General features: G+C 72.6%; 25 protein-coding genes. 6 read left to right on the top strand and 19 right to left on the bottom strand.

The window, feature by feature from the left end; translation table 11 throughout:
• Positions 1 to 38: 38 nt before the first annotated feature.
• The 3 genes from ACFY1H_RS25875 to ACFY1H_RS25865 all read right to left on the bottom strand — a co-directional run bounded on the left by ACFY1H_RS25875 (position 39) and on the right by ACFY1H_RS25865 (position 2809).
• On the bottom strand, positions 39 to 1199 hold the full coding sequence (locus ACFY1H_RS25875; protein ID WP_366582263.1) for a CoA transferase: 1161 nt from the start codon (positions 1197 to 1199) through the stop codon (positions 39 to 41).
• Between the two features lie 125 nt (positions 1200 to 1324).
• Positions 1325 to 2233, bottom strand: coding sequence for a LysR family transcriptional regulator (locus tag ACFY1H_RS25870; protein ID WP_386950317.1), 909 nt, complete (start codon positions 2231 to 2233; stop codon positions 1325 to 1327).
• Between the two features lie 9 nt (positions 2234 to 2242).
• On the bottom strand, positions 2243 to 2809 hold the full coding sequence (locus tag ACFY1H_RS25865) for a TetR/AcrR family transcriptional regulator (protein WP_386950314.1): 567 nt from the start codon (positions 2807 to 2809) through the stop codon (positions 2243 to 2245).
• Positions 2810 to 2865: 56 nt separating this feature from the next.
• On the opposite strand from ACFY1H_RS25865, the gene ACFY1H_RS25860 reads away from it, so the two are divergent.
• Positions 2866 to 3267, top strand: coding sequence for an ester cyclase (locus ACFY1H_RS25860; RefSeq protein ID WP_366582260.1), 402 nt, complete (start codon positions 2866 to 2868; stop codon positions 3265 to 3267).
• Here ACFY1H_RS25860 and ACFY1H_RS25855 read toward each other — a convergent pair.
• The 11 genes from ACFY1H_RS25855 to ACFY1H_RS25805 all read right to left on the bottom strand — a co-directional run bounded on the left by ACFY1H_RS25855 (position 3221) and on the right by ACFY1H_RS25805 (position 13221).
• Entirely contained in the window at positions 3221 to 4603 is a 1383-nt protein-coding gene (locus tag ACFY1H_RS25855; protein WP_386950310.1) for an ATP-binding protein, read from the bottom strand. The genes ACFY1H_RS25860 and ACFY1H_RS25855 overlap by 47 nt on opposite strands.
• Complete coding sequence (locus ACFY1H_RS25850) at positions 4600 to 5286, bottom strand: response regulator transcription factor (protein ID WP_366582258.1); 687 nt, start codon at positions 5284 to 5286, stop codon at positions 4600 to 4602. Before ACFY1H_RS25850 ends, ACFY1H_RS25855 begins: the two co-directional genes overlap by 4 nt.
• Before the next feature lie 364 nt (positions 5287 to 5650).
• Complete coding sequence (locus ACFY1H_RS25845) at positions 5651 to 5839, bottom strand: hypothetical protein (protein WP_366582257.1); 189 nt, start codon at positions 5837 to 5839, stop codon at positions 5651 to 5653.
• Positions 5836 to 6258: a hypothetical protein gene (locus tag ACFY1H_RS25840; protein WP_386950306.1), complete on the bottom strand. Its 423-nt coding sequence runs from the start codon at positions 6256 to 6258 to the stop codon at positions 5836 to 5838. Before ACFY1H_RS25840 ends, ACFY1H_RS25845 begins: the two co-directional genes overlap by 4 nt.
• 244 nt (positions 6259 to 6502) lie before the next feature.
• The gene (locus ACFY1H_RS25835) at positions 6503 to 7654 is read right to left on the bottom strand and encodes a M20 family metallopeptidase (RefSeq protein WP_386950303.1); all 1152 of its coding nucleotides are present in this window, start codon (positions 7652 to 7654) and stop codon (positions 6503 to 6505) included.
• A complete protein-coding gene (locus tag ACFY1H_RS25830) occupies positions 7651 to 8646 on the bottom strand; it encodes a ketopantoate reductase family protein (RefSeq protein ID WP_386950301.1) in 996 nt (331 codons plus the stop codon). Before ACFY1H_RS25830 ends, ACFY1H_RS25835 begins: the two co-directional genes overlap by 4 nt.
• Entirely contained in the window at positions 8639 to 9427 is a 789-nt protein-coding gene (locus tag ACFY1H_RS25825; protein WP_366582253.1) for an SDR family oxidoreductase, read from the bottom strand. The genes ACFY1H_RS25830 and ACFY1H_RS25825 overlap by 8 nt, the downstream gene beginning before the upstream one ends.
• Complete coding sequence (locus ACFY1H_RS25820; RefSeq protein ID WP_366582252.1) at positions 9427 to 10725, bottom strand: MFS transporter; 1299 nt, start codon at positions 10723 to 10725, stop codon at positions 9427 to 9429. Before ACFY1H_RS25820 ends, ACFY1H_RS25825 begins: the two co-directional genes overlap by 1 nt.
• Entirely contained in the window at positions 10722 to 11618 is an 897-nt protein-coding gene (locus tag ACFY1H_RS25815; RefSeq protein WP_366582251.1) for a polysaccharide deacetylase, read from the bottom strand. Before ACFY1H_RS25815 ends, ACFY1H_RS25820 begins: the two co-directional genes overlap by 4 nt.
• Positions 11615 to 12625: an Lrp/AsnC family transcriptional regulator gene (locus ACFY1H_RS25810; RefSeq protein ID WP_366582250.1), complete on the bottom strand. Its 1011-nt coding sequence runs from the start codon at positions 12623 to 12625 to the stop codon at positions 11615 to 11617. The genes ACFY1H_RS25815 and ACFY1H_RS25810 overlap by 4 nt, the downstream gene beginning before the upstream one ends.
• 38 nt (positions 12626 to 12663) lie before the next feature.
• The gene (locus ACFY1H_RS25805; protein ID WP_366582249.1) at positions 12664 to 13221 is read right to left on the bottom strand and encodes a TetR/AcrR family transcriptional regulator; all 558 of its coding nucleotides are present in this window, start codon (positions 13219 to 13221) and stop codon (positions 12664 to 12666) included.
• Between the two features lie 50 nt (positions 13222 to 13271).
• Between ACFY1H_RS25805 and ACFY1H_RS25800 the strand changes: the two genes are divergently transcribed.
• From ACFY1H_RS25800 to ACFY1H_RS25790, 3 genes are all read left to right on the top strand, one after another.
• Positions 13272 to 13706: an SRPBCC family protein gene (locus ACFY1H_RS25800; protein ID WP_366582248.1), complete on the top strand. Its 435-nt coding sequence runs from the start codon at positions 13272 to 13274 to the stop codon at positions 13704 to 13706.
• A 109-nt stretch (positions 13707 to 13815) separates the two neighbouring features.
• Positions 13816 to 14187 carry a helix-turn-helix domain-containing protein gene (locus ACFY1H_RS25795; protein ID WP_366582247.1) on the top strand — a complete coding sequence of 124 codons (372 nt, stop codon included), beginning with the start codon at positions 13816 to 13818 and terminating at the stop codon, positions 14185 to 14187.
• An 11-nt stretch (positions 14188 to 14198) separates the two neighbouring features.
• Positions 14199 to 14552 (top strand): VOC family protein, encoded by a 354-nt coding sequence (locus ACFY1H_RS25790; protein ID WP_386950293.1) that lies wholly within the window; start codon positions 14199 to 14201, stop codon positions 14550 to 14552.
• A gap of 9 nt (positions 14553 to 14561) precedes the next feature.
• On the opposite strand, the gene ACFY1H_RS25785 is transcribed toward ACFY1H_RS25790, so the two are convergent.
• The 5 genes from ACFY1H_RS25785 to ACFY1H_RS25765 form a co-directional block, all read right to left on the bottom strand.
• Positions 14562 to 14807, bottom strand: a complete 246-nt coding sequence (locus ACFY1H_RS25785; protein WP_386950290.1) for a hypothetical protein — start codon at positions 14805 to 14807, stop codon at positions 14562 to 14564.
• Positions 14807 to 15583 carry an alcohol dehydrogenase catalytic domain-containing protein gene (locus ACFY1H_RS25780; protein WP_386950287.1) on the bottom strand — a complete coding sequence of 259 codons (777 nt, stop codon included), beginning with the start codon at positions 15581 to 15583 and terminating at the stop codon, positions 14807 to 14809. Before ACFY1H_RS25780 ends, ACFY1H_RS25785 begins: the two co-directional genes overlap by 1 nt.
• Positions 15584 to 15687: 104 nt before the next feature.
• The gene (locus ACFY1H_RS25775; RefSeq protein ID WP_386950284.1) at positions 15688 to 15849 is read right to left on the bottom strand and encodes a hypothetical protein; all 162 of its coding nucleotides are present in this window, start codon (positions 15847 to 15849) and stop codon (positions 15688 to 15690) included.
• A gap of 28 nt (positions 15850 to 15877) precedes the next feature.
• The gene (locus tag ACFY1H_RS25770; RefSeq protein WP_386950281.1) at positions 15878 to 16528 is read right to left on the bottom strand and encodes a response regulator; all 651 of its coding nucleotides are present in this window, start codon (positions 16526 to 16528) and stop codon (positions 15878 to 15880) included.
• The gene (locus tag ACFY1H_RS25765) at positions 16525 to 17736 is read right to left on the bottom strand and encodes a histidine kinase (RefSeq protein ID WP_366582243.1); all 1212 of its coding nucleotides are present in this window, start codon (positions 17734 to 17736) and stop codon (positions 16525 to 16527) included. The genes ACFY1H_RS25770 and ACFY1H_RS25765 overlap by 4 nt, the downstream gene beginning before the upstream one ends.
• Before the next feature lie 157 nt (positions 17737 to 17893).
• On the opposite strand from ACFY1H_RS25765, the gene ACFY1H_RS25760 reads away from it, so the two are divergent.
• Positions 17894 to 19360 carry an ArnT family glycosyltransferase gene (locus ACFY1H_RS25760; protein WP_386950278.1) on the top strand — a complete coding sequence of 489 codons (1467 nt, stop codon included), beginning with the start codon at positions 17894 to 17896 and terminating at the stop codon, positions 19358 to 19360.
• Complete coding sequence (locus tag ACFY1H_RS25755) at positions 19357 to 19971, top strand: GPP34 family phosphoprotein (RefSeq protein WP_386950275.1); 615 nt, start codon at positions 19357 to 19359, stop codon at positions 19969 to 19971. Before ACFY1H_RS25760 ends, ACFY1H_RS25755 begins: the two co-directional genes overlap by 4 nt.
• Positions 19972 to 20279: the final 308 nt, after the last annotated feature.

Genomic DNA, 20279 nt, shown 5'->3' with positions numbered 1-20279 from the left:
TCACTTCTTTTCTGCGACTGGTGCTCTGTGACCGGGGTTCAGCGGCTCGCGAGTTCCGCGAGGACCTCGGCGGTGTCCTGGCCGGCGACCGGGGCCGGGCGGCGGATCGAGCCGGGCGTGGCGGAGAAGCGCACGGGGATGCCGACCGTGCGGATGGTGCCCTCGGTCGGGTGCTCGACGGTGTCGAGCAGGTGGCCTTCGCGGACGTAGTCGTCTTCGTGGGCGTGGTCCAGTTCGAGGACCGGCGCGAACGGGATGCTGTGCTTGGCGCAGACCTCGGCCCATTCGGCGGTGGTGAGCGCGGGGGCGCACTCGTCGATGAGCTCCGCGAGGGCGTCGACGTCGGCGTTGTCGATCGCCTCGCCGTTCACGCGCGGGTCCTCGACGAGGTCGGCGCGCCCGGCCGCGGCGAAGAAGTCGCGGAAGTTCTGCGGGTTGTAGGGGATCACGCAGGCGAGGCCGTCCTTCGTCGGCGCGGCGCGGTGGCCCTGCGACATCGAGAGCGGGAAGCCCGTGGGGCCCTGCGCCGGCTCGAACACGTGCCCGGCGAGGTGCTCCACGAGGTTGAACGCGATGAGCGTGTCGGTCATCGGGATCTCGATCCGCTGGCCGGCACCGGTGCGGTCGCGGTGGTGCAGCGCGGCGAGCACGGTGTAGACGATCGTCAGCGAGGAAACCTTGTCGCCCAGGATGGTCGGCAGGTAGACCGGTTTGCCGATCGCGCGGTTCGCGATGTCGACCAGGCCCGAGGCGGCCTGCACGGTCTCGTCGTACGCGGCGTTGCCGGCGCGGTCGGAGTCGCTGCGGAAGCCCTGCGCGTGGGCGTAGATCAGGCCCGGGTTGCGCTTCGCGACCTCGGCGTAGTCCATGCCGAGCCGCGCCAGGGCGCCGGGGCGCATGTTGGTGATCAGCACGTCGGCGGTGTCGATCAGCGCCAGCGCCTGCTCGCGCTCGCCGGCGTCCTTGAGGTTCAGGGCGACGCTGCGCTTGTTGCGGTTCACGTTGAGGTTGAGCGGGGTCATCCCCGGCGTGGTGCGGTACTGGCCCACCCGGACGGTGTCGGCGGGGGACTCGATCTTGATCACGTCGGCGCCCAGGTCACCGAGGATCTGCGCCGCGTACGGGCCCATCACCACGGTCGAGAGGTCGATCACGCGCACCCCGTCCAGCGGTCCGGTGGCGGTGTTCTGCTCGTCCATCTTCGATCCTTTCGCACCTGCTGTTCTTGCTCTGCCACCGAAGTTAGTGGCGCAGGTGAAGAAAGGGAATGATCATGTCGCGAAGAATGGTATGACCGCAGCGATCATACCATTCTTGCGCTGTTTCAGCTGGTCAGCGGTTCGGCGAAGATCTCGCGCGCGGCGGCGACGAGCTCGGCCAGGTCGCCGCTGTCGCCCCGGTCACGTCGCCAGAGCAGGTTGGTCTCCAGCTCGGGCCGGAAATCGGTGAAGGGGAGCACGGCGACGTTCTCGAGCCGGTAGAGGTGCATGGGGCTGTCCTCGTCGAGCATGGAAATGGAAAACGCCAGCCCTGAGGAAATGATTTCCGAGACGCCCGAATATCCGGTGTTCCCCGGCTTGAGCCGTTTTTTGATACCGAGCGACATCAATTGGTGGTCGAGCTGCTCGAAATAAGCCGGCGTCGATTCCTCGGGGGAGGAGATGTAGGCGAACCCGGACAGCTCGGCCAGGCTCACCGACTCGCGGCCGGTGAACTGGTCGGCGGGCACCACGGCGCCGAGCCGTTCCGACATCGCCGGCAGCGCTTCGAGCGCCGGATGGGTCACGGGCACGCGCGCCAGCGTCAGCGCGAGCCGCCCGTCGAGCACGGCGTCGACGAGGTCGGGGCTGGCGCCGGGCCACCGCTTGAGCTCGAACCGCTCGCGCACCCGCTCGGCCAGCGCCGTCACGCGGTCGCGCAGGTCCGGGTGCACGCCCGCGGGCATGCCGAGGAACACGGTGCTGCGCTGGGGTTTCGCAGCCTCGCGCAGCCGCCACGGGATGGAGTTCACCTGCTCCAGCACGTCGCGCGCGATCGGCAGCAACGCGGTGCCCGCGGCGGTGAGGGTGACGTGGTGCGTGCTGCGGTCGAACAGCTTCTGGCCGAGCTCGTGCTCGAGGTCCTTGATCCGCTGGCTCAACGGCGACGCGGCCATGTGGAGCCGCCGCGCGGCCGCCGAGAAGTTCAACTCTTCGGCGACGGCCACGAAGTAGCGCAGGTGCAGCATTTCCACAGCGTGAGCTTAACCCGTGCGAGCTTGGCCGGCGCCGGCCTGACCGGGGCCGGTGCTGCCCCGGCGGATCACGCGCAGCAGCCGTTCGACGCGGGGTTTTTCCGCGCCGGACAAGGCGATTCCCGTCGTGAGCACCAGCAGGTCGAGCGGTTCGACCTCCTCGGCGAGACCGGCGCGGGTGGCGAGAGCGGTGGCTGTGTCGGTCATCACCCGGTGCCAGCGGGCGAAAAGCTCCTCGCGGTCGCCGCCGGGATCGTCCGTTATGGACAGTGCGAGGTCGCGTTTGTCCCGGACGTGGTCGAGGAAGAGCCCGAGCCACGTGAACAGTGCCGCTTCGGGGTCCTCGTGTGCCAGCAGGGCCTCGCCCTGCGCGCGCAGGGTCTCGACCTCTTCGGCGTAGGCCGCCGCGAGCAGGTCGCGCCGCCGGGGGAAGTGGCGGTAGAGCGTGGCGTTGCCGATGCCGGCCCGCTTGGCCACGCGGTCGAGCGGCGCGTCGCTGCCCTCGGCGGCGAACACCTCGCGGGCGGCGCGCACGAGCTGCGCCCGATTGTCACGTGCGTCGGCCCGGGGTGTCACGGCCGGCCTCCTCGGGGATTGCCAAGTGGGGAGTTCCCCACTTAGGGTACGCGGCCATGAGCAGCGAACTCACCCCGGCCGAGGTGCACCGCCGGATCGTCGAGACGGCGTTCACCGAGGAAGGCCTGAAGTACGTGGACCCGGACGTGATCGACCACCGCGGCGGCGCCGGGGGCGACCACGTCGGCATCGCCGCGTGGCGCGAGAAGTGGGCCGCGATCAGCCGCGGCGAGTTCCTCGCGGACTTCCGTGACCTCGCGGTGCGCGTGGAGCAGAACGTGAGCGACGGCGAGTTTTCCGTGAACCGCTACACGAGCACCGGCACACAGGTCTCCACCGGCCGGTCGTACGCCGTGACCAGCATGGACATGGTCCGGGTGCGCGACGGGCGGATCGTCGAGCACTGGGCGCTCATGGACGTGACGGACCGGGCGGCGCAGCTGCGAGGGGGAGCGTGATCGTGAAGGCCGCGCCGCCTTCGGGGGCGGGTCCGGCGCGGAGCGCGCCGCCCATGCGTTCGACCAGGCCGTGGACCAGGGCCAGGCCGATGCCGGAGCCGACGGGGCGGCGGTCGCGGTAGCGCTTGTTCAGCACGCCGCGCTCGAAGGCCACGGCGTAGTCCTCCGGTGCGAGGCCCGGGCCGCCGTCGCGCACGGCGAGGTGCGCGTGGCCCTGGTCCACCACCAGGGAGAACACCATCGGCGCGCCGGCCGGGGTCACGCGCAGCGCGTTTTCCGCGAGGCCGTCGACCACCTGCTGCAGGCGCCGCGCGTCGGCGGTGACGAGCACCGGGGCGGCGGGCGTGTCGACGTAGAGGGGCACGGTTTCGCGTTCGCAGCGCAGCCGCCAGACCTGCGCGCGGTCGCCGACGAGCGCGGCCAGGTCGAGGGTCGCGAGGTCGAGGCGGAACTCGTCGGCGCCGAGGCGGGCGAGTTCGAGCAGGTCGCTGACCAGGCGTTCGAGGCGCTGGGCCTCGCGGTGGATGGTCTCGCCCGCGCGGCGCGCGCCGGGGCCCTCGGCGACGCCGTCGGCGATGGCCTCGGCGAAGCCGGTCACGGCGGTGAGCGGGGTGCGCAGCTCGTGGGACACCGACAGCAGGAACTCGCGCTGGCGGGCTTCGCTGTGGGCCAGGGCGTCGGCGAGTTCGTTGAGCGAGCCCGCGACCTCGGCGACCTCGACGGGTCCCTCCACCGGCACGCGCACGTCGCGCCGGCCGGTGCGCAGGCTGACGGCCGCGGCCGCCGCCTTCCGCAGGGGCCGGCCGAGCAGCCGTCCGGACGCGTAACCGGCGACGGCGGCGACCAGCAGCCCGATGCCCAGCGCGAGCGCGATGTTGCGCACCAGCGCGCGTTGCGTCGCCTCGCCGCTGCGCGCGGGCTGGACCAGCGCGAACGCGGCCGCGCGCGGGCCGACGGTGCGGACCTCCACGAGGTACTGCTGCCCGTCCACCGTCACGCGGTCCGACTGGTTCGTGCCCGACGCGAGCCCGGCGCGTTCGGCCACCCGGGTCGACGTCGCGTCGCCCACGTCCTGGCCGCCGGGCCGCCGGACGACCACGGCGATGCCCTGGCCGCGCACCACGTCGGCGACCTTGCCGACGCCGAGGCGGTTGCCGATGCCGGTGTCGTCGAGCTGCGTCGCGACCACGTCGGCCTGGGCTTTCAGCGACTGCTGCAGCACGGTGTCGGCGGTGGTGCGCACGAGCCGCGTCGCCACCAGGCCCGAGACGATCACGGCGATCCCCGCCACCGCGAGGCACACGACCGTGATGCGCAGCGCGAGCGTGCCTCTCATCCGGCGTCCGCCGCGTAGCCGATGCCGCGCACCGTCCTGATCGGACTGTGCGCGCCGAGTTTCGCGCGCAGCTGAGCCACGTGCACGTCGACCGTGCGCGTGCCCGCCGCGGCCGCGTAGCCCCACACGGCGGACAGCAGCTGGTCGCGCGAGAGCACGCGGCCGGGGTGGCGCACGAGGTGGGTGAGCAGGTCGAACTCCGTGGACGTCAGCGTGACCTCCTGCTCGCCCGCCCACGCCCGGCGGCTCGTCACGTCCACGCGCGCGCCGCCGCACTCGAACGTCTCGGCGGCCGGCGTGCCCCCGGACGCCCGGCGCAGCACCGTACGCACGCGCGCCGCCAGCTCGCGCGGGCTGAAGGGTTTGGTGAGGTAGTCGTCGGCGCCGATCTCGAGGCCCAGCAGGCGGTCGAGCTCGTCGTCGCGCGCGGTGACGAACAGGACCGGCGTCCAGTCGCCGGCCGCGCGCAACGCCTTGCAGATCTCGATCCCGTCCATTCCGGACAGTCCGATGTCGAGCACCACGGCCACCGGCTTGAGCCGCCGCACGGCCCCCAGCGCGGCCGCACCGTCCGACTCCACGTGGACACCGAACCCGTCGCGCCGCAGATACATCGCCGCCAGCTCCGCAATCGCGGCCTCATCCTCGACGACGAGGACGAGCCCCCGCCCGGCTGACCCCATCGCGGGCTCCCGTTCTCCCTCTCCGCCAACGTCGACGCAGAGGCTACGCGGCTCAAGGCGAGCCGTCGCCTGCCCTGCCCGGCTTGCGGGTCGGGTGGCTGTCGTGCGCCCGCGATGTCCCTTGCGGGCCGTCGCGGACGATGTTCGGGCTGCGGCGGGCTGTTGCCCGCCGCAGCCGGCTCGTCGTGAACCCTCGCGTGTCGTGGCTCGAGGGGAGCCGTCACCCGCCATGCCCGGCCTGCGGCCGGCGTGGCTGTCGGACGCCGCGATGTTCGGAGGGCGCGGGCCGTCGCGGCTGATGGCGGGCCCACAGCGGGCGGTGGCCCGCCGTGGGCGGTTCACCGTGCGTCGCCGCTTGCCTGGCTCAAGGCGAGCCGTCGCCTGCCATGTCGGACTCGATGCTGTCCAGGGTCGACTGGATGCCGTTGAGTTCGCTCGTCGCCGGGGAGCCGCCTCTGGACGGGGCCGCGGAGTCGCCGCCGTTGCAGGCGGTGCAGCCGAGGGCCACGAGCGCGGCCGCCGCGACGGCGGCCGCGAGCCGGGCCGGCCTCACTTCGTGCCCGCGGGCTTGCAGTGGGCCGTGGCGAACGTGTTGAGCTTGTTCGTCGCGTCGCCGAGCTGGGCGATGCGGCTCTGGCGCTTGTCCGCGCGCTTCTGCAGGCGGTCGGCCGCCGCGGTGTGGCCCTTGGCCTTCTGGTCGGCCGCGCGCGCCTTGAGGTTCGCGACGGAGCCGGCGACCTCGGCGCCGCCGTTGATGCGGTCGGTGAGGTTCTTCGCGCGCTTCTGCAGCTTGGGCACCCAGTCGCCGCAGACCTGCTGCGACTCCTCGGGGCTGAGCGTGATCGGCGCGGCGCTCGAGGGTGCCGGCGGCGCGCTCGTGTCCGCCACGGCCAGCGGCGCCGCGACCAGCAGCCCGGCCGCGACACCGCCGCCCGCCAACGCCAGCCGCCGGGTCCAGGTGGTTCCTCGCATCGTTCGTTCTCCCTCTCGTGACCGGTGAGTTCCGGGTACGGGCAGTACCTTCTCGTCCCGGTGTACGAGGGGTGTGGGGCGAATGTTCGGGCTTCGTAAAGCCCGGGCCGCGACCGCCGCGCTTCCCTCCGGCCCAGGCCAACGCACCCCCATGCGGCGTTGGGTGCGTTCAACGCACCGAACGCCGCATCGGGGCGCTCGTCGGAGCGCCGGAAGGTGAGGGGTCGGCCGTGGGCGGGGTGCGTTACTCCGTGCCGAGCCGGTGCAGGACCGCCGCCGCGAGTGCCGTGCGTTCGAGCATGCCCGCGACGCTGATGTGCTCGTGCCGCGCGTGCGCGCCGTCGCCGACGGCGCCGAAGCCGTCGAGGACCGGGTGGCCCAGGGCGGCCACGAAGTTGCCGTCGCTGGCGCCGCCGACGGAGCATTCGCGCAGGGTCACGCCCAGCTCGGCCGCGAGGTCGCGCGCGAGCTCGTAGAGCCGCGCGATGCCCTCGGAACGCTCCATCACCGGCCGGTTCCAGCCGCCCTCGACCACTACGGTGGCCCGCGGGTCGTGCGCGGTCAGCGAAGCGACGCCGGCGTCGATGCGGGCGGCTTCGGCGGCGCTGGACACGCGCACGTCGATCTCGCCACACGCCGACCCGGCGATCACGTTCTGCCTGCTGCCGCCGGAGATCACGCCGACGTTCACGGTGGTCCCGGCGTCGAGGTCGGTCAGCGCGTGCAGCGCCAGGATCGCCCGGGCCAGCTCGTCGATCGCGCTCGCGCCCTTCGTCGGGTCGAGGCCCGCGTGGGATTCCACGCCCTTCGCGTGCACCTGGAACAGGCCGACGCCCTTGCGCGAGGTCTTCACGGCACCGTCGGCGCTCGCCTCGAACACCAGGGTCGCGCGCGTGCCCGCGGCCGCCTCCTCGATCGCCGGCCGCGAGGCGGGGCTGCCGAGCTCCTCGTCGCCGTTGAGGACCAGCCGGATCGCCGGACGCGGCAGCCCGGCCGCGTCGAGCGCCCGCAGCGCCCACACGGCGTGGACCAGGCCCGACTTCATGTCGAAGATCCCCGGCCCCGTCGCGCGGTCGCCGTCGACGGTGAACGGCCACTCGGCGAGCGTGCCCAGCGGCCACACCGTGTCGTAGTGGCAGAGCAGCAGCACGGGCTGCTCGCCGGCGCCGGGGTAGTCGTAGACCTTGATGTCGCCGTGGCGGCCGCCGTCGACGTCGCGCACGGCGGCGGGCTCGCCTAGCCGGGTACGCAGCCAGCCGTCCACCCAGGACAGTCCGCGGGTGAGACTTTCCTTGTCGTCACTGGGAGTCTCGATGCCGACGTACTCGGCGAGGTCGGCGAGCAAGTCGTCGCGGTGCGCGCGCACCCACTCGTGCAGCTCCCGGATCCCGGTCACAGGTGTGCCTCCAGTTCGGTGAGGTGGTCCTCGGACATCGGTGTGCCGGCCTCGACATCGCCCAGGCGCTTGAGCACGGCGGTCAGGAGCGGCAGGCCGATCCCCAACTCGGCGGCTTCGTCGAGCACCGGCGCGTAGTGGTGGAAAACCTCCACCGGGCGGTGGCGCACGGCGATGTCACGCCAGATCCCGCTGCGGTCCTTCGGCATCGTGCGCAGCCAGGCCACGAGCCGGTCCGTCGCCGCCTCCCGCCCGTCGGCACCCGGCAGGTACGCGGCCGGGTCGAACTGGTCGAACGGCTCCAGCACGCGCGCGCCGGCCGCCGCGAACACCTCGGCGGCGAGCGCGTGCATCAGCGGCCGGTGCCGGTCGATGAGGTCGGCCATCGGCGCGTCGGCCAGCGCTGTCGTGGTCAGCATCGCGCCGAACCCGAGCTTGGCCCACAGGTAACCCTCGACGTTGGCGGTCGCCTTCGCCGGGCCCCACGCCTGCAGGTCGGCCACGACCTCCTCGACACGGCGCGTGATCCGGCCGTCGGGCTCGCCGAGAACCAGGGCGCCGGCCCCGCCGTCGCGCACCACGCCAGGTTCGGCGACGTCGGCGAAGAGGTTCACGAACGCGCCCACCGTGCGCCCGGCGCCGACGAACGACGCGATGAGCTGCTCGTTGAGCCCGTTCTGCAGTGACACCACGAATCCGTCGGCGGCCAGCCGCGGTTCGAGCCACTGCATGGCGTGTTCCGTGGCCTGGGCCTTCACCGCGAGCAGCACGCGGCCCAGGTCCGGCGGTGCCTCGCCGGGGACGAACGCGGGGAGGTCGACGCGCTCGGCACCTTCGGGCCGCACCAGGGTGAGTCCCCCTGAGTTGATCGCGGCCACGTGGGCCGCGTCCGCGTCGACGACCACCACCGGATGCCCGGCCTTGGCAAGGTGGAATGCCAGTGTGCCGCCGATCGCGCCGCCGCCGACCACCGTGTACGAGCGCTCAGACATGCGTGGTTCCCTTCTGGACCGCGGTCTCGCCGGACCAGTGCAACGGCAGGCCCGCCGCACCCGCGGTCGAGCCGCCGTCGACGCGCAGCACCGTGCCCGTGATCCACCCGGCCTCCGGGCCGGCCAGCCAGAACACCGCGTCGGCGATCTCACCCGGCGCGCCGCGGCGGCCGAGCGGGTTCACCGACACGGCCGCGGCATAGGCCTCGGTCACGGGATTGGCTTCGCTGTCGACCGTGACGAACCCGGGGCTCACGGCGTTGACGCGGATGCCGTGCGGTCCGAGCTCCACCGCACACGCCCTGGTCGCCATCTCCAGCGCGGCCTTCGACGTCGCGTAGTGCGAAGCGCCGGGCCGCGCGCGGGTGGCGGCGCCGGAGGAGATGTTCACGACCGTGCCGGTGGTCCCGGCGGCCACGTGCTTGCGCCCGAACGCGACGGTGGTGAGCACCGCGGCCCGCACGTTCACATCCTGCACGCGGTCCCACCGCTCGGCGGTCATGTCGAGGAGGCGAGTGGCGGGGTAGATGCCGGCGGCGTTCACGAGCACGTCGACCGCGCCGGCCGCGTCCACCAGGCCTTCGGCGTAGGCGGCGTCGGCGAGGTCACCGGGCAGCTCGGTCACGGCCACGCCGTGGTCGGCGCGCAGCTTTTCGGCCACTGTGGACAGTTCGGCCGGACGCAGGTCCGACACGGCCAGCCGGTCGCCCGCGGCGGCGAAGCGGGCCGCGATCGCGGCCCCGATCCCGCCCGCGGCACCGGTGACGAGGACGGTGCGCACTAGAGCTGCTTTCCCTTCGTCTCGGGCATCGTGAGGTACACCGCGACACCGATCAGGGCGGCGACGGCGACGTAGATCCACACGAGGTCCCCGTGGTGGTTGGCGTTGAGCCAGGTCGTGATGTACGGCGCGGTGCCGCCGAACACGGCGACGGCCAGCGCGTAGGGCAGCCCGATGCCGGTGGTGCGCACCTCGGGTGGGAACTGCTCGGCCATGATCACGGCGCAGTTGGCCGAGTAGCCGACGATCAGCACGAGCCCGATGAGCTCGATCACGAACACGCTCCAGAACCCGTTGGCCAGGAAGTGGAACGCGGGCCACGCGAAGATCACGAACCCGGCCGCGAACGCGGTCATCGTGGGTTTGCGGCCGATGCGGTCGGACAGCAGGCCGCCGAAGGGCAGCAGGCAGATGAACACGAGCATCGCCAGCGTGTTGGCCAGCAGCGCGGTCTTGAGCGGGATGCCGGTGGCGAGGTGGGCGTAGGCCGGCATGTAGCTGACCCACACGTAGTAGATGAGCGTGCCCGCGATCGTCACGCCGGCCACGCGCAGCGCCGCGCCCGGGTGGTCGCGGAACATCGCGACGACGGGGTTGCGGCGCGGCAGGGCGGTAGTCTTGCCGAACGCCTCCGTCTCGTGCACCGAACGGCGCAGCCACAGCCCGACCAGGCCCAGCAGCCCGGCGACGCCGAACGCGAGCCGCCAGCCCCAGCCGTGCAGGGCGGAGTCGGACAGCGTCGAGTTGAGGATGGTGCCGAGCAGCGCGGCGATGAGCGTGCCGGCGCCGACGGAGACCTGCTGCCAGGAACCGGCGAACGCGCGGCGCCCGGCGGCGGCCGACTCGATGAGGAACGCCGACGACGAACCGAACTCGCCGCCCGCCGAAAAGCCCTGCACGAGCCGGGCCAGCAACAGCACGATCGGGGCGCCGACGCCGATCTGGCTGTAGGTGGGGCAGACCGCGATCACGATCGACGCGGCCGCCATCAGCGAGATGGTGAGCGTGAGGCCCTTCTTGCGGCCACGCCGGTCCGCGTACGCGCCCAGCACCGCGCCGCCGATCGGCCGCATCACGAAGCCGACCGCGAACACGGCCAACGTGGACAGCAGGGCCGCGGTTTCGTTGCCACCGGCGAAGAACTGGCCGGCGAAGATGGGGGAGAACGTGGCGTAGACCGCCCAGTCGACCCACTCGACGGTGTTGCCGATCGAGCCGGCGACGATCGCCTTGCGCTGCTGCGGGTTGAGCCGGTGGGTGGCGACGGACGTGTCCGAAGTGGACGGGACCGTGGTCATGGGCGGGCCTCCCCGCTGGTGAGGACGTGGTCGACGACCTGGGCGTGGGTGGCGAACCACACGCCGTCGTGGCCGCTGATGTGGTCGAGCAGCTCGGTGAGGATCGCGACGCGCGAACGGTGCCCGATGATGTGCGGGTGCATGGTGAGCTGGAACAGCCCGCCTTCGGCGTAGGCGGCGTCGAACTCGTCGCGCCAGATCGAGAGCACCCCGCGCGGCGGCGTGTACGGCCGCAGCGAGGCGAAGCGGTCCATCATGAAGTACGGCGCGTCGTCGCGGATCCATTCCACGGGCAGCTCGACGACGCCGGTGGGCTCGCCGTTCTCGAGCAGCTCGTAGCAGTCGTCGTCGGCCATCAGTGAGGAGTCGTACTTCAGGCCGAGCTCGCGCGTGATGGTGAGCGTGTGCGCCGAGAAGTCCCACGACGGCGTGCGGATGCCGACCGGACGGGTGCCGGTGAGGCGGTCCAGCACGTCGGCGGCGCGGAAGGCGAGGTCGCGCTCCTCGGTCTCGGTGAGCGCGGTGTTGCGTTCGTGGATCCAGCCGTGCAACGCGACTTCGTGCCCGGCGTCCACATAGGACTTGACCTCGCCGTCGTGCAGCAGGGCCGACACGGCGGGGACGAAGAAGGACGCGGGCGCGCCGAAGCGGTCCAGCAGCTTGAGCAGGCGCGGCACGCCGACGCGGGCGCCGTACTCGCCTTGCGCGAGCTTTCCGGGCAGCACTTCGCCGTCACGCAGGGCGGGCGTCTCGTGGTCGGAGTCGAACGACAGCGCCACGGCCACCTTCGCGCCGCCGGGCCACGAAGCCGGGCGCAGCGAGCGGCCGGCGCGGACGTGCTCGACGTGCCCCCGCCACGTCTTCTCGTCCCAGAGCCACGGTTGTTCGGTCATGCTTCCTCCCGGGTTGCTGTCGCCGCGGGCGTGGGCGACCAGGCGCGTTTGAGGGTCGAGACCTGCAGGGTCACGTCGGCTTCCCGCAGGCCTGGCAGGGCGCCGACGACGTCGGTGGTGTGGCGGTAGAGCTCGCCGTAGTGGCGCAGCACGATCTGGCCGACGAGGTTGAACCGGCCGGTCGTGGCGCTGAGGTACTTCGTGCCCGGGTGCGCGGCGAGCTGCTGCCCGGCGCGGTCGAGCTCGGCCGGGACGACCGAGAGCCAGAGCATGAACTCCAGTGCGTAGCCGAACATCGCGGGCTCGGCGAGCGTGCGGAACCGCAGGCAGCCGCGGCGCACGAGGGAGTCGACCCGGCGCGCGACGGTGGACTCGCTCGTGCCGACCTGGCGCGAGACCTCCTTGAACGAGAGCCGGCCGTCTTCGCCGAGGGCGGCGCTGATCGCGAGGTCCAGCTCGTCGAGGTGCTCCGGCGGGCGTTCCCAGTGCTGTTCCTCGAACGGGCGCACCTCGCCGCCGCGCAGCTCGGCCGCCGCCTCCGCGCTGAGCTCACCGGAGTTCCAGTCGTGGTTGGAGGTGAACGTGCGCATCACGGCGAAGGTCTCGGCGTCGCGGACGTTGTCGGCCGCGGGGAAGTCGCCCTGCAGACGGGCGACGTCGCGGTAGGTCGGGAGCACGAACTCGGCGGAGCAGTCGGCGCTGCCGGCGAGCACGGTGGCGTAGCGGACCTCGGGCCGCGCGGCCAGCGCCTCGGCGACGGCGGTGGCGGTGCCCGGCCGGCACCGCAGCCGGGCCAGCACCGGCACGCCGAGGCCGCAGCGCAGCACGTCGACCACGCCGATCACGCGCAGCTGGCCGGATTCCGTCAGCTGCCCGGCGCGGCGCAGCACGGTGGACTCGCTCGTGCCCACGTGCCGGGCGATCGCGCCCCACGACGCGCGCCCGTTGAGCTGCAGCGCGGCGACGATGCGCCGGTCAAGCTCGCTGACTTTGGCTTCGTCCTGCACGGATGCATCGTGTATGCAGGAAAACGTCAAGTCAAGGGTCAGGTCTGCAAGAAACCGGCGTTCTGCAGGGTCAGAAAGCGTTCCATCGCCGCGTCGACGGCTTCGCGGTCGCCCGTGGTGACGAGGTCGAGCAGCAGCCCGCGCGCCACGGCGAGACCGAGCCGGGCCTGCGCCGCGCGGTGCCGCTCGGGCACGCCGAGCCGTTCGAGCAGCGCCTCGACGGGCGCGAGCCAGCCGTCGATCACGCCGTCGAGGAACTCCGCCGTGCCGGGCGTGCCGCCGAGAGCCTGGCCGTAGAGCTGGAAGAAGAGTTTTTCGTTGTGCCGCAGCGTCTCGTCGGTGAGCCGGCGCCAGAACACGCGCGCCAGCTCGTCCGGCGGCAGGCTCGGGTCGAGGTCGGCCAGCACGGCGCGCTGCCGGCGTTCCACCTCGCGCGCGACCTCCGTGAGCAGGCCTTCCTTCGAGCCGAAGTGGTAGATGAGCATCCGGTGGCTCGTGCCGAGCGCCGTCGCCAATGCGCGAAGGCTGTGGTCCGCCCCGTTCCGCGCGATGTGCTCGACGGCCGCGTCGAGGAGCTTCGCCCTTGCCTCCGTCATGTACCGGATGGTACATGTACCACGTGGTACATGACGGTTGAGGAGGCCTGATGCAAAGAATCTCGGTCCGGGCCCGCACGTCCGCCGACCCGGCGACGGTCTACGCGCTCCTGCGCGACGGCGAGAGCTGGCCGCGCTGGTCGCCGCTGGGCTCGTTCGAACTGGCCCGGGCGGGTTCGTCGGAACGCGAAGGGCTGGGCGCGCTGCGGGTCTTCCGCACCGGGCGCACCCGCTCGTGCGAGGAGGTGATCGAGCTGGTTCCCGACCGCCGGTTCGGCTACGCCCTGCGCAGCGGCCTGCCCCTGCGTGACTACCGCGCGTACGTCGACCTGACCCCGGTCGACGGCGGCACGGAGATCCACTGGCACTCGTCGTTCACGGGCAAGGTGCCGGGGACGGGCTGGTTCTACCGGCTGGTGCTGGGGCGGTTCATCGGCCGCGTGGTGGCGGGTCTGGTGGCGGAGACTTCGCGGGTCGCTCCGTAAGGTTCCGGCGCCCGGGTGTGGGCAGCGCTGCGCTGGGGGTGTGGCGGTGTCCCGGTGGCACCCAGGAGTGTTACTCTCTTCGGGAGAGTGACATCGAGGAGGCCCTGTGGTGCTGGGAAACCCTTACGACCGCGACTGCCCGACCCGTCAGCTCCTCGACCGCATCGGCGACCAGTGGACCGTCCTCATCGTCGGCTCGCTGCGCGACGGCCCGCTGCGCTTCACCCAGATCGGCAAACGCGTCGAGGGCATCTCCCAGAAGGTCCTGACGCAGACGCTGCGCAGCCTCGTCCGCGACGGCATCCTCACGCGCACCGCGTACCCCGTCATCCCGCCCCGCGTGGAATACGAGCTCACCCCGCTGGGCCGCAACCTGTCCGAGCCCCTCGACATGCTCGCAGGCTGGGCGCGCCACCACATGGACCAGGTGACCGCCGCCCGCGAAGCGTTCGACGCGGAACACGCGCCGGCCTCGGCCTGAGCGCCGGGGACGTGCCGAACCGCTGGGTCGGCGTGACCGTCGACTGCGTTGACGTGGAACGGGTCGCGGGGTTCTGGAGCGCTCTGCTGGACCGCCCGCCGGACCGGTCCCGGCCCGGCTGGGTCTACCTCGGTCACTCCGGCGACGCGCAGCCCCGCCTCGTCTTCCAGCCCGTGACCGAACCGAAGCAGGGCAAGGTGCGGCTGCACCTCGACGTCGCGGTCGACGACATCGACCAGGGCGTCGCCCAGGTCCTCGCTCTGGGCGGGCGGTCGACCGGGGAACGGCACGACTACGTCGAGGGTGTCGTCGTCGTGATGGCCGACCCCGAACAGCACGAGTTCTGCCTGGTCCAGTACCTCTGATCCCGGGGATCACCACACCAGCGCGGCGCGGCCGGGAAAGGACCCCGACCGGATCCGCTCGTGCACGGCGGGTACTTCCTCCGGCCCCACCACCGCGCTCACCAACGGCCGGACGCGTCCGGAGGTGACCAGCGCGGCGGCGAGCCCGACCTCGTACCGCGACGCGTACCGACAGCCGAGCACGGCGAGCTGGGACAGGACGAGCTCACGCGAAGAGACTGTGAACTCCTCGTCGAGCATCGAGGTCAGGCACATCAGCGACCGTTCTTCGCCAGGTGGTCGAGCGCCCAGCGCTGCGCGGGCGCCCGGCCGTACAGGTCGATCACCACGTCGGCCTTTCCCGCCCAGGCCGGCGGAAGCGCGATGGCACCGAAGTCGGACGAGTCGGCGGCCCGCACCCCCAGCTGCTGCTCGAGGTATTCGAGCTTGTCCGCCACCACGTCCAGCCCCACCACGTCGGCCCCGTACGTGCGCACCACCTGGACCATGTGCAGCCCGACCCCTCCGCCGGCCGCCAGGACCGCGACCCGCGTGCGCGGCCCGAGCCCCGCGCGGCGGGCGATGTGCACCGGGGTCGCGATGGCGTCGGCGATCGTGGTCGCGGCCACGGGGTCCACCTCGCGCGGGACCTCGATCGCGTTGAGCGAGGGGAGAACCGCGTACTCGGCGTACCCGCCGTCGATCGCGACGCCGACGTTGCCGCGGAAGTTCAGGCACGTGGAGTCCCGCGCCGCCAGGCATTCGCGGCACGCGCCGCACACGAGGTAGAAGTACGCCATCACCCGCCGGCCCACCAGCGCCGGGTCGGTGCCGGGACCCACGGCTTCGACGATCCCGACCAGCTCGTGCCCGGGTACCCGCGGCAGGTGGGACGCCTCCGAGCCGAGCTGCCCGTTCATGCACTGCAGCACCGTCACGCCGATGCCACACGCCTCGGCCCGCACGAGGACCTCCCCGCGCGCCGGCTCCGGTTCGGCGACCACCACCGGCTCGAGGGCGCCGCCCCACGCCGAGATCCGCAAAGCCCGCACGTCGCCTCCTCGCAGTGGCGGTCAGGCTACTGCAATCGTTCGCAGTGCGCGAGTGCCGGACGCGTTTCCGGGCCCTGAAAGTGCATCCGGCCGGCGAACCGGCGCTACCCGGAGAAGCGCTCCAGCTCGTCGGCCGAGAAGCTGTTCTGAGTGACGTCGCCGGTGCGCACCAGGGACTTCCGCCGCTTGTCGTCGACGTGCACGACGGTGCCGGTCATCGTGGTGCCGGTGATCCGGACGGTTTCGCCCACCGCGAAGTCCGCCATGACCGCCGACCCCTGCCGCGGTGCCGCCTCAGCGGCTGACCAACCCCGCCTCGTGGGCCAGCAGGCCCGCCTGCGTCCGGTTCGCGCACTCCAGCTTCACCAGCATCCGCGACACGTAGCTCTTCACCGTCGCTTCCGCGAGGTGCAGGCGCCCGGCGATGTCCGCATTGGACAGTCCCTCGCCGAGGCACGTCAGGACGTCGCGTTCGCGGTCGGTGAGGGCGCCGACGCGGCGCAGCGCCGAGTCGGTGCGGGCGTGGCCGTCGGCCGACAGCGCGACGAGGCGGCGCGCGGCGGAGGGGGACAGGACGGTGTGGCCGTCGGCGGCGACGCGGACGAGGCCGATGAGGTCTTCGGGCGGCGTGGACTTCACGAGGAAGCCCGCGGCGCCCGCGCGCAGCGCCCGGATCACGTAGGTGTCCGCGTCGAAGGTGGTCAGCGCGACGACCGCGGGCGGGTCGGGCAGCTGGACGATGCGGGCGATCGCCGTGAGCCCGTCGACGCCCGGCATTCGCAGGTCCATGAGCACGACGTCGGGGCGGTGCCGCACGACGGCCTCGACCGCTTCGGCGCCGTCGGAAGCCGAGGCGACCACCGTGAGGTCCTCGGCCGAGCCCAGGATCGTGCGCAGGTGCGCGCAGACCATCGGCTCGTCGTCGGCCACGACCACCGTGATCACCGGGGCGCACCTTCCGTCGTCGGGACGTAGGCGGGAAGTATCGCACCGACGCGGAACCCGCCGCCGGGCTCGGGCCCGGATTCGAGCTGCCCGCCGACGAGCTCGACGCGCTGGCGCAGCCCGCTCAGCCCCGCGCCCGAGCCGCTGCCCGCGAGCGTCGGGTCGGGCGGCCGGCACCCGCGGGTGTTGGTGACGCACACGTCGAGACCACCCGAGTGGTACCGCAGCGTCACCGCGGCCGACGAACCCGGCGCGTGCTTGCGGACGTTCGTCAGCGCCTCCTGCACCACGCGGTACGCGGTGCGCGCCACCGTCGGCGACACCTGCTCCGGGTCGCCGCTCACCGAAAGCTCCGTGGCCACGCCGACGGCCACCGACTCGGCCACCAGGTCGGCCGGGGAAGCGACCGGGGCCGGCGAAGCGACCGGGGGTTCGATGCTCGACCCGTCGCGCAGCACGCCCACCAGATCACGCAGTTCGTCGAGCGCGTGCGCGCCCTCGCGGCGGATGTCTTCGGCCGCGGAGCGCACCGACGGGTCGGTCGACACCACGCCGAGCGCGCCCGCGTGCAGCACCATCAGGCTCAGCCGGTGGGTCACCACGTCGTGCATCTCGCCCGCGAGCCGTCGCCGTTCCTCGGCACGGGCCCGCTCCGCGAGCAGGTGCTGCTCGCGTTCGGCGCGCTCGGCCCGGTCGCGCAGCGAACGCAGCAGGTCCCGGCGCGCCACGAAGTAGAGCGCCACCGCCACCGGCAGCGCGGTGCTCAGCAGCCCGAACGGCGTCGTGTTCCACGCCGGGTCCCACGGCCTCGTCGCCAGCACCGCCAGCACCCCGCCGATCCACAGCAACCGCCGCCGGTCCATCACGCGCGGGAGCTGGCTCAGCACCACCGGCGTGATGGTGGGCACCGTCATCAGGCTCGGCTGGTGCGCGGGGACCAGCAGCCCGGGCCAGAACAGGTCCGACGCCAGCATCGCCAGCGACGCCACCACGAGCACCCCGGCCACCGCGTCGGGGAAGCGGAACACCGCCAGCAGCGTGAAGTCGCAGGCGAGCCGCAGCACCAGCCCGGCGTACGGCCCGAGGACCCCGCTCGTCGGCCCGGCCCAGTGCAACGCGAAGTCGAGCCCGGCGAACAGGAGCGCCGCGACCAGCAACCAGACCATGTCCGCCGGCCGGGGCCAGGTTCCACGCCGTACTTCGCTCACGCTCGTCACGGTAACGGCTGGTCCGGACCGCCGCGGCGGAATCGCACCGGCCGGGGGAGGACCCGCAACGAAAGTTGCGCGCGGGACAACGTTCGTCGGCTTCACCGGCTACCGATCACCGTTACGCGGACCCGGCCCGGCGCGGTGGACTCGGATCATGACGAGCCTCATGACGAGCCGCGAGACCGGCACGGGGGAGATCGCCCCGTTCGCCCGGCTGCCGGTGCTCACCGTGGCCGTGCTGGCGGCGGCGCTGCTTGTGCTCACGAGCGTCCGCTACGCGCACGGCTTCGACGAGCTCTACTTCCTGGTGGCTGGTCGAGATCATCCGGCCTGGGGGTATTTCGACCAGCCACCGCTCGTCCCGCTGCTCGCGGGCACGCTCGACCGCCTGTTCCCCGGTTCGCTGCTCGCGTTCCGGCTGCCGATGGCGCTCGCGGTCGGCGCCGGCGTGGTGATCACCGCGCTGATCGCCCGCGAACTGGGCGGCCGCCGGCCCGCGCAGCTGATGGCGGCCGGGCTGTACGCCACGTCGAACCTGGTCGTCCTCAGCCACTGGATCTCCACCTACGCACTGGACCCGTTCCTGTGGACGGTCGTCGTTTTCCTGCTGGTCCGGTGGACCCGCACGCGCCGCGACGGCCTGCTCGTGTGGGCCGGCGTCGTCACGGCGGTGTCGCTGGAGGTCAAGTTCCTGATCCCCGCGCTGTGGGCCGCCGTGCTGGTGTCGGCGGCCGTCCTCGGCCCGCGCCGCCTGCTGAGCCGCCCGAAACTGTGGCTGGGGGCGCTGATCGCGGTGGCCGCCACCATTCCGGCGCTCGTCTGGCAGGCCACGCACGACTGGCCGTACCCGCACATGGCCGACGTCGTCGCCGCGGAGTTCCCCGGCTACCTCGCCTTCGCGCGCGACGGGCTGCTCGGCGCGGGCATGGGCGTCGGGGTGCTGGCGCTGCTCTACGGCGTGTGGCGCCTGTTCCGCTCGCCCGCGCTGCGGCCGTACCGGTACCTCGCCTTGGCGTTGCTGCTGGTCACCGTGGTGGTGGTTCTGACGCACGGTCGCTCGTACTACCTGATGAGCCTGTACGCGCTGCCGTTCGCGGCCGCCGCCACGGAGCTGGGCCGGCGCGACCTGGTGCGCTGGTGGCGGATCCCGGTGGGGATCGCGTTCGGACTGTCGGCCGCCGTCACCGTGGCCGCGCTGCCGGTGTGGCCGGCGTCGGTCACGGCGACGTCGTTCGGGCCCTTCTCGCTCGGCACGGTGTTCGCCGGCGGCGAGACGGCGCAGAAGCAGGTCGCCGACGTCGTCGGGCAGACGTACTCCTCGCTGCCACCCGGCGTGAAGGCGCAGACGGCCGTGTACGCGGAGATCTACCCGTTCGCCGCGGCCGTCGAGTACTACGGGCCGCGGTACGGGATCACCGACGTCTACAGTGGACACCGCGGCTACTGGTACTTCGACCGGCCACCGGACCGCGCGCGCGACGTGCTCTTCACCGGCTTCGACCCGGCACTGCTGAAGCCCTACTTCACGTCGGTGACCGAGGTCGTACCGGGACTCGTGTGGCTCTACTCGGGAAGGACGCAATCGTGGGACCGGATCTGGCCGCTGGTGAAGCGCCAATGACTCTCTCGCTGGCCGCGCAGGCCTACCTCCTCGCGTGCGACCCGGAAACGGGCCGCATCCGCAGACGCAACCGCGCCGCGCTGCTCGTCCGCGCGTCCGCCACGACGGACCTCCTGCTGCGCGGCCACTTGACGACAACCGGCGGCCGTGTCTCGGCGGCCGGCTCCGGCCCCACCGGCGACCTGCTCCTCGACGACCTGCTCACCGACCTCACCGCCGCCGGCCCGACCCGCTGGCGCCGCCTGCTACGCCACGACTCGACCGACACCCTCCGCTCCCTGGAACTTCAGCTGGCCGCCGCCGGACTCCTGCAACCACACGTCACGCCGTTCCTTCGCCGCAAAGTCCTGCGCCTCGACGACCGATCTCCGGCCGACGCGGTCCGCGCCACTGTGGACCGAGCCCTGCACGCGCCGTTGTCCGAAGTGGACACCCGCGCCGCCGCCCTGACCTCCCTCGCCGCGGCGGCCCAGGTGGGCTTCACCCGCCGCTCGACCCGCCACCACGCCGCCCGCCTCGCCGCGCTGGACCAGACCGCCGGCCCCGCGGCCCCGGCCCTGCGCGCCCTCCTGCGCACCCGCCGCACGGCAATCATGGCGGGCGGCAGCTGAGCGAGCACCGCCGAGCGTCTGCGACAGCGGCGATGGCGGCAGCGGTTGGGGCAGTGACCGAAACCCGACAGGCGGTCGTCGAGCGGCCCTCCGGTTGACTGCCAACCACGGCGGGCGAGGGCTGAGCCGGCGGTCGGATGGCGACTGAACTCGGCAGGCGGTGGTTGAGAGGTTGGTCGGCGGGCTGCCGGCGTCGTGGCCAGTTGCGCGCGCGGCACGTCGGCTGCCGAGCCCCGCGCGCTGTGGTCCGTGGGGAGTACTGGGGCGGCGGCCGCCCCTGGCGGGGAGGTCGAGTGCTCAGCTCGGCG

The organism is Amycolatopsis sp. NPDC001319 (genome assembly GCF_042896185.1).
Taxonomy (GTDB): domain Bacteria; phylum Actinomycetota; class Actinomycetes; order Mycobacteriales; family Pseudonocardiaceae; genus Amycolatopsis.
Note: the sequence above shows the minus strand (reverse complement) of the source record. Positions and strands in the feature narration are given on the sequence as shown.

Bases quoted from the DNA above. Each gene is read 5' to 3' on its own strand.
- ACFY1H_RS25875 (WP_366582263.1), bottom strand. From the start codon at position 1,199: ATGGACGAGCAGAACACCGCCACCGGACCGCTGGACGGGGTGCGCGTG.
- ACFY1H_RS25860 (WP_366582260.1), top strand. From the start codon at position 2,866: ATGAGCAGCGAACTCACCCCGGCCGAGGTGCACCGCCGGATCGTCGAG.
- ACFY1H_RS25855 (WP_386950310.1), bottom strand. From the start codon at position 4,603: ATGAGAGGCACGCTCGCGCTGCGCATCACGGTCGTGTGCCTCGCGGTG.
- ACFY1H_RS25850 (WP_366582258.1), bottom strand. From the start codon at position 5,286: ATGGGGTCAGCCGGGCGGGGGCTCGTCCTCGTCGTCGAGGATGAGGCC.
- ACFY1H_RS25840 (WP_386950306.1), bottom strand. From the start codon at position 6,258: ATGCGAGGAACCACCTGGACCCGGCGGCTGGCGTTGGCGGGCGGCGGT.
- ACFY1H_RS25830 (WP_386950301.1), bottom strand. From the start codon at position 8,646: ATGTCTGAGCGCTCGTACACGGTGGTCGGCGGCGGCGCGATCGGCGGC.
- ACFY1H_RS25820 (WP_366582252.1), bottom strand. From the start codon at position 10,725: ATGACCACGGTCCCGTCCACTTCGGACACGTCCGTCGCCACCCACCGG.
- ACFY1H_RS25815 (WP_366582251.1), bottom strand. From the start codon at position 11,618: ATGACCGAACAACCGTGGCTCTGGGACGAGAAGACGTGGCGGGGGCAC.
- ACFY1H_RS25805 (WP_366582249.1), bottom strand. From the start codon at position 13,221: ATGACGGAGGCAAGGGCGAAGCTCCTCGACGCGGCCGTCGAGCACATC.
- ACFY1H_RS25800 (WP_366582248.1), top strand. From the start codon at position 13,272: ATGCAAAGAATCTCGGTCCGGGCCCGCACGTCCGCCGACCCGGCGACG.
- ACFY1H_RS25785 (WP_386950290.1), bottom strand. From the start codon at position 14,807: ATGTGCCTGACCTCGATGCTCGACGAGGAGTTCACAGTCTCTTCGCGT.
- ACFY1H_RS25775 (WP_386950284.1), bottom strand. From the start codon at position 15,849: ATGGCGGACTTCGCGGTGGGCGAAACCGTCCGGATCACCGGCACCACG.
- ACFY1H_RS25760 (WP_386950278.1), top strand. From the start codon at position 17,894: ATGACGAGCCTCATGACGAGCCGCGAGACCGGCACGGGGGAGATCGCC.
- ACFY1H_RS25755 (WP_386950275.1), top strand. From the start codon at position 19,357: ATGACTCTCTCGCTGGCCGCGCAGGCCTACCTCCTCGCGTGCGACCCG.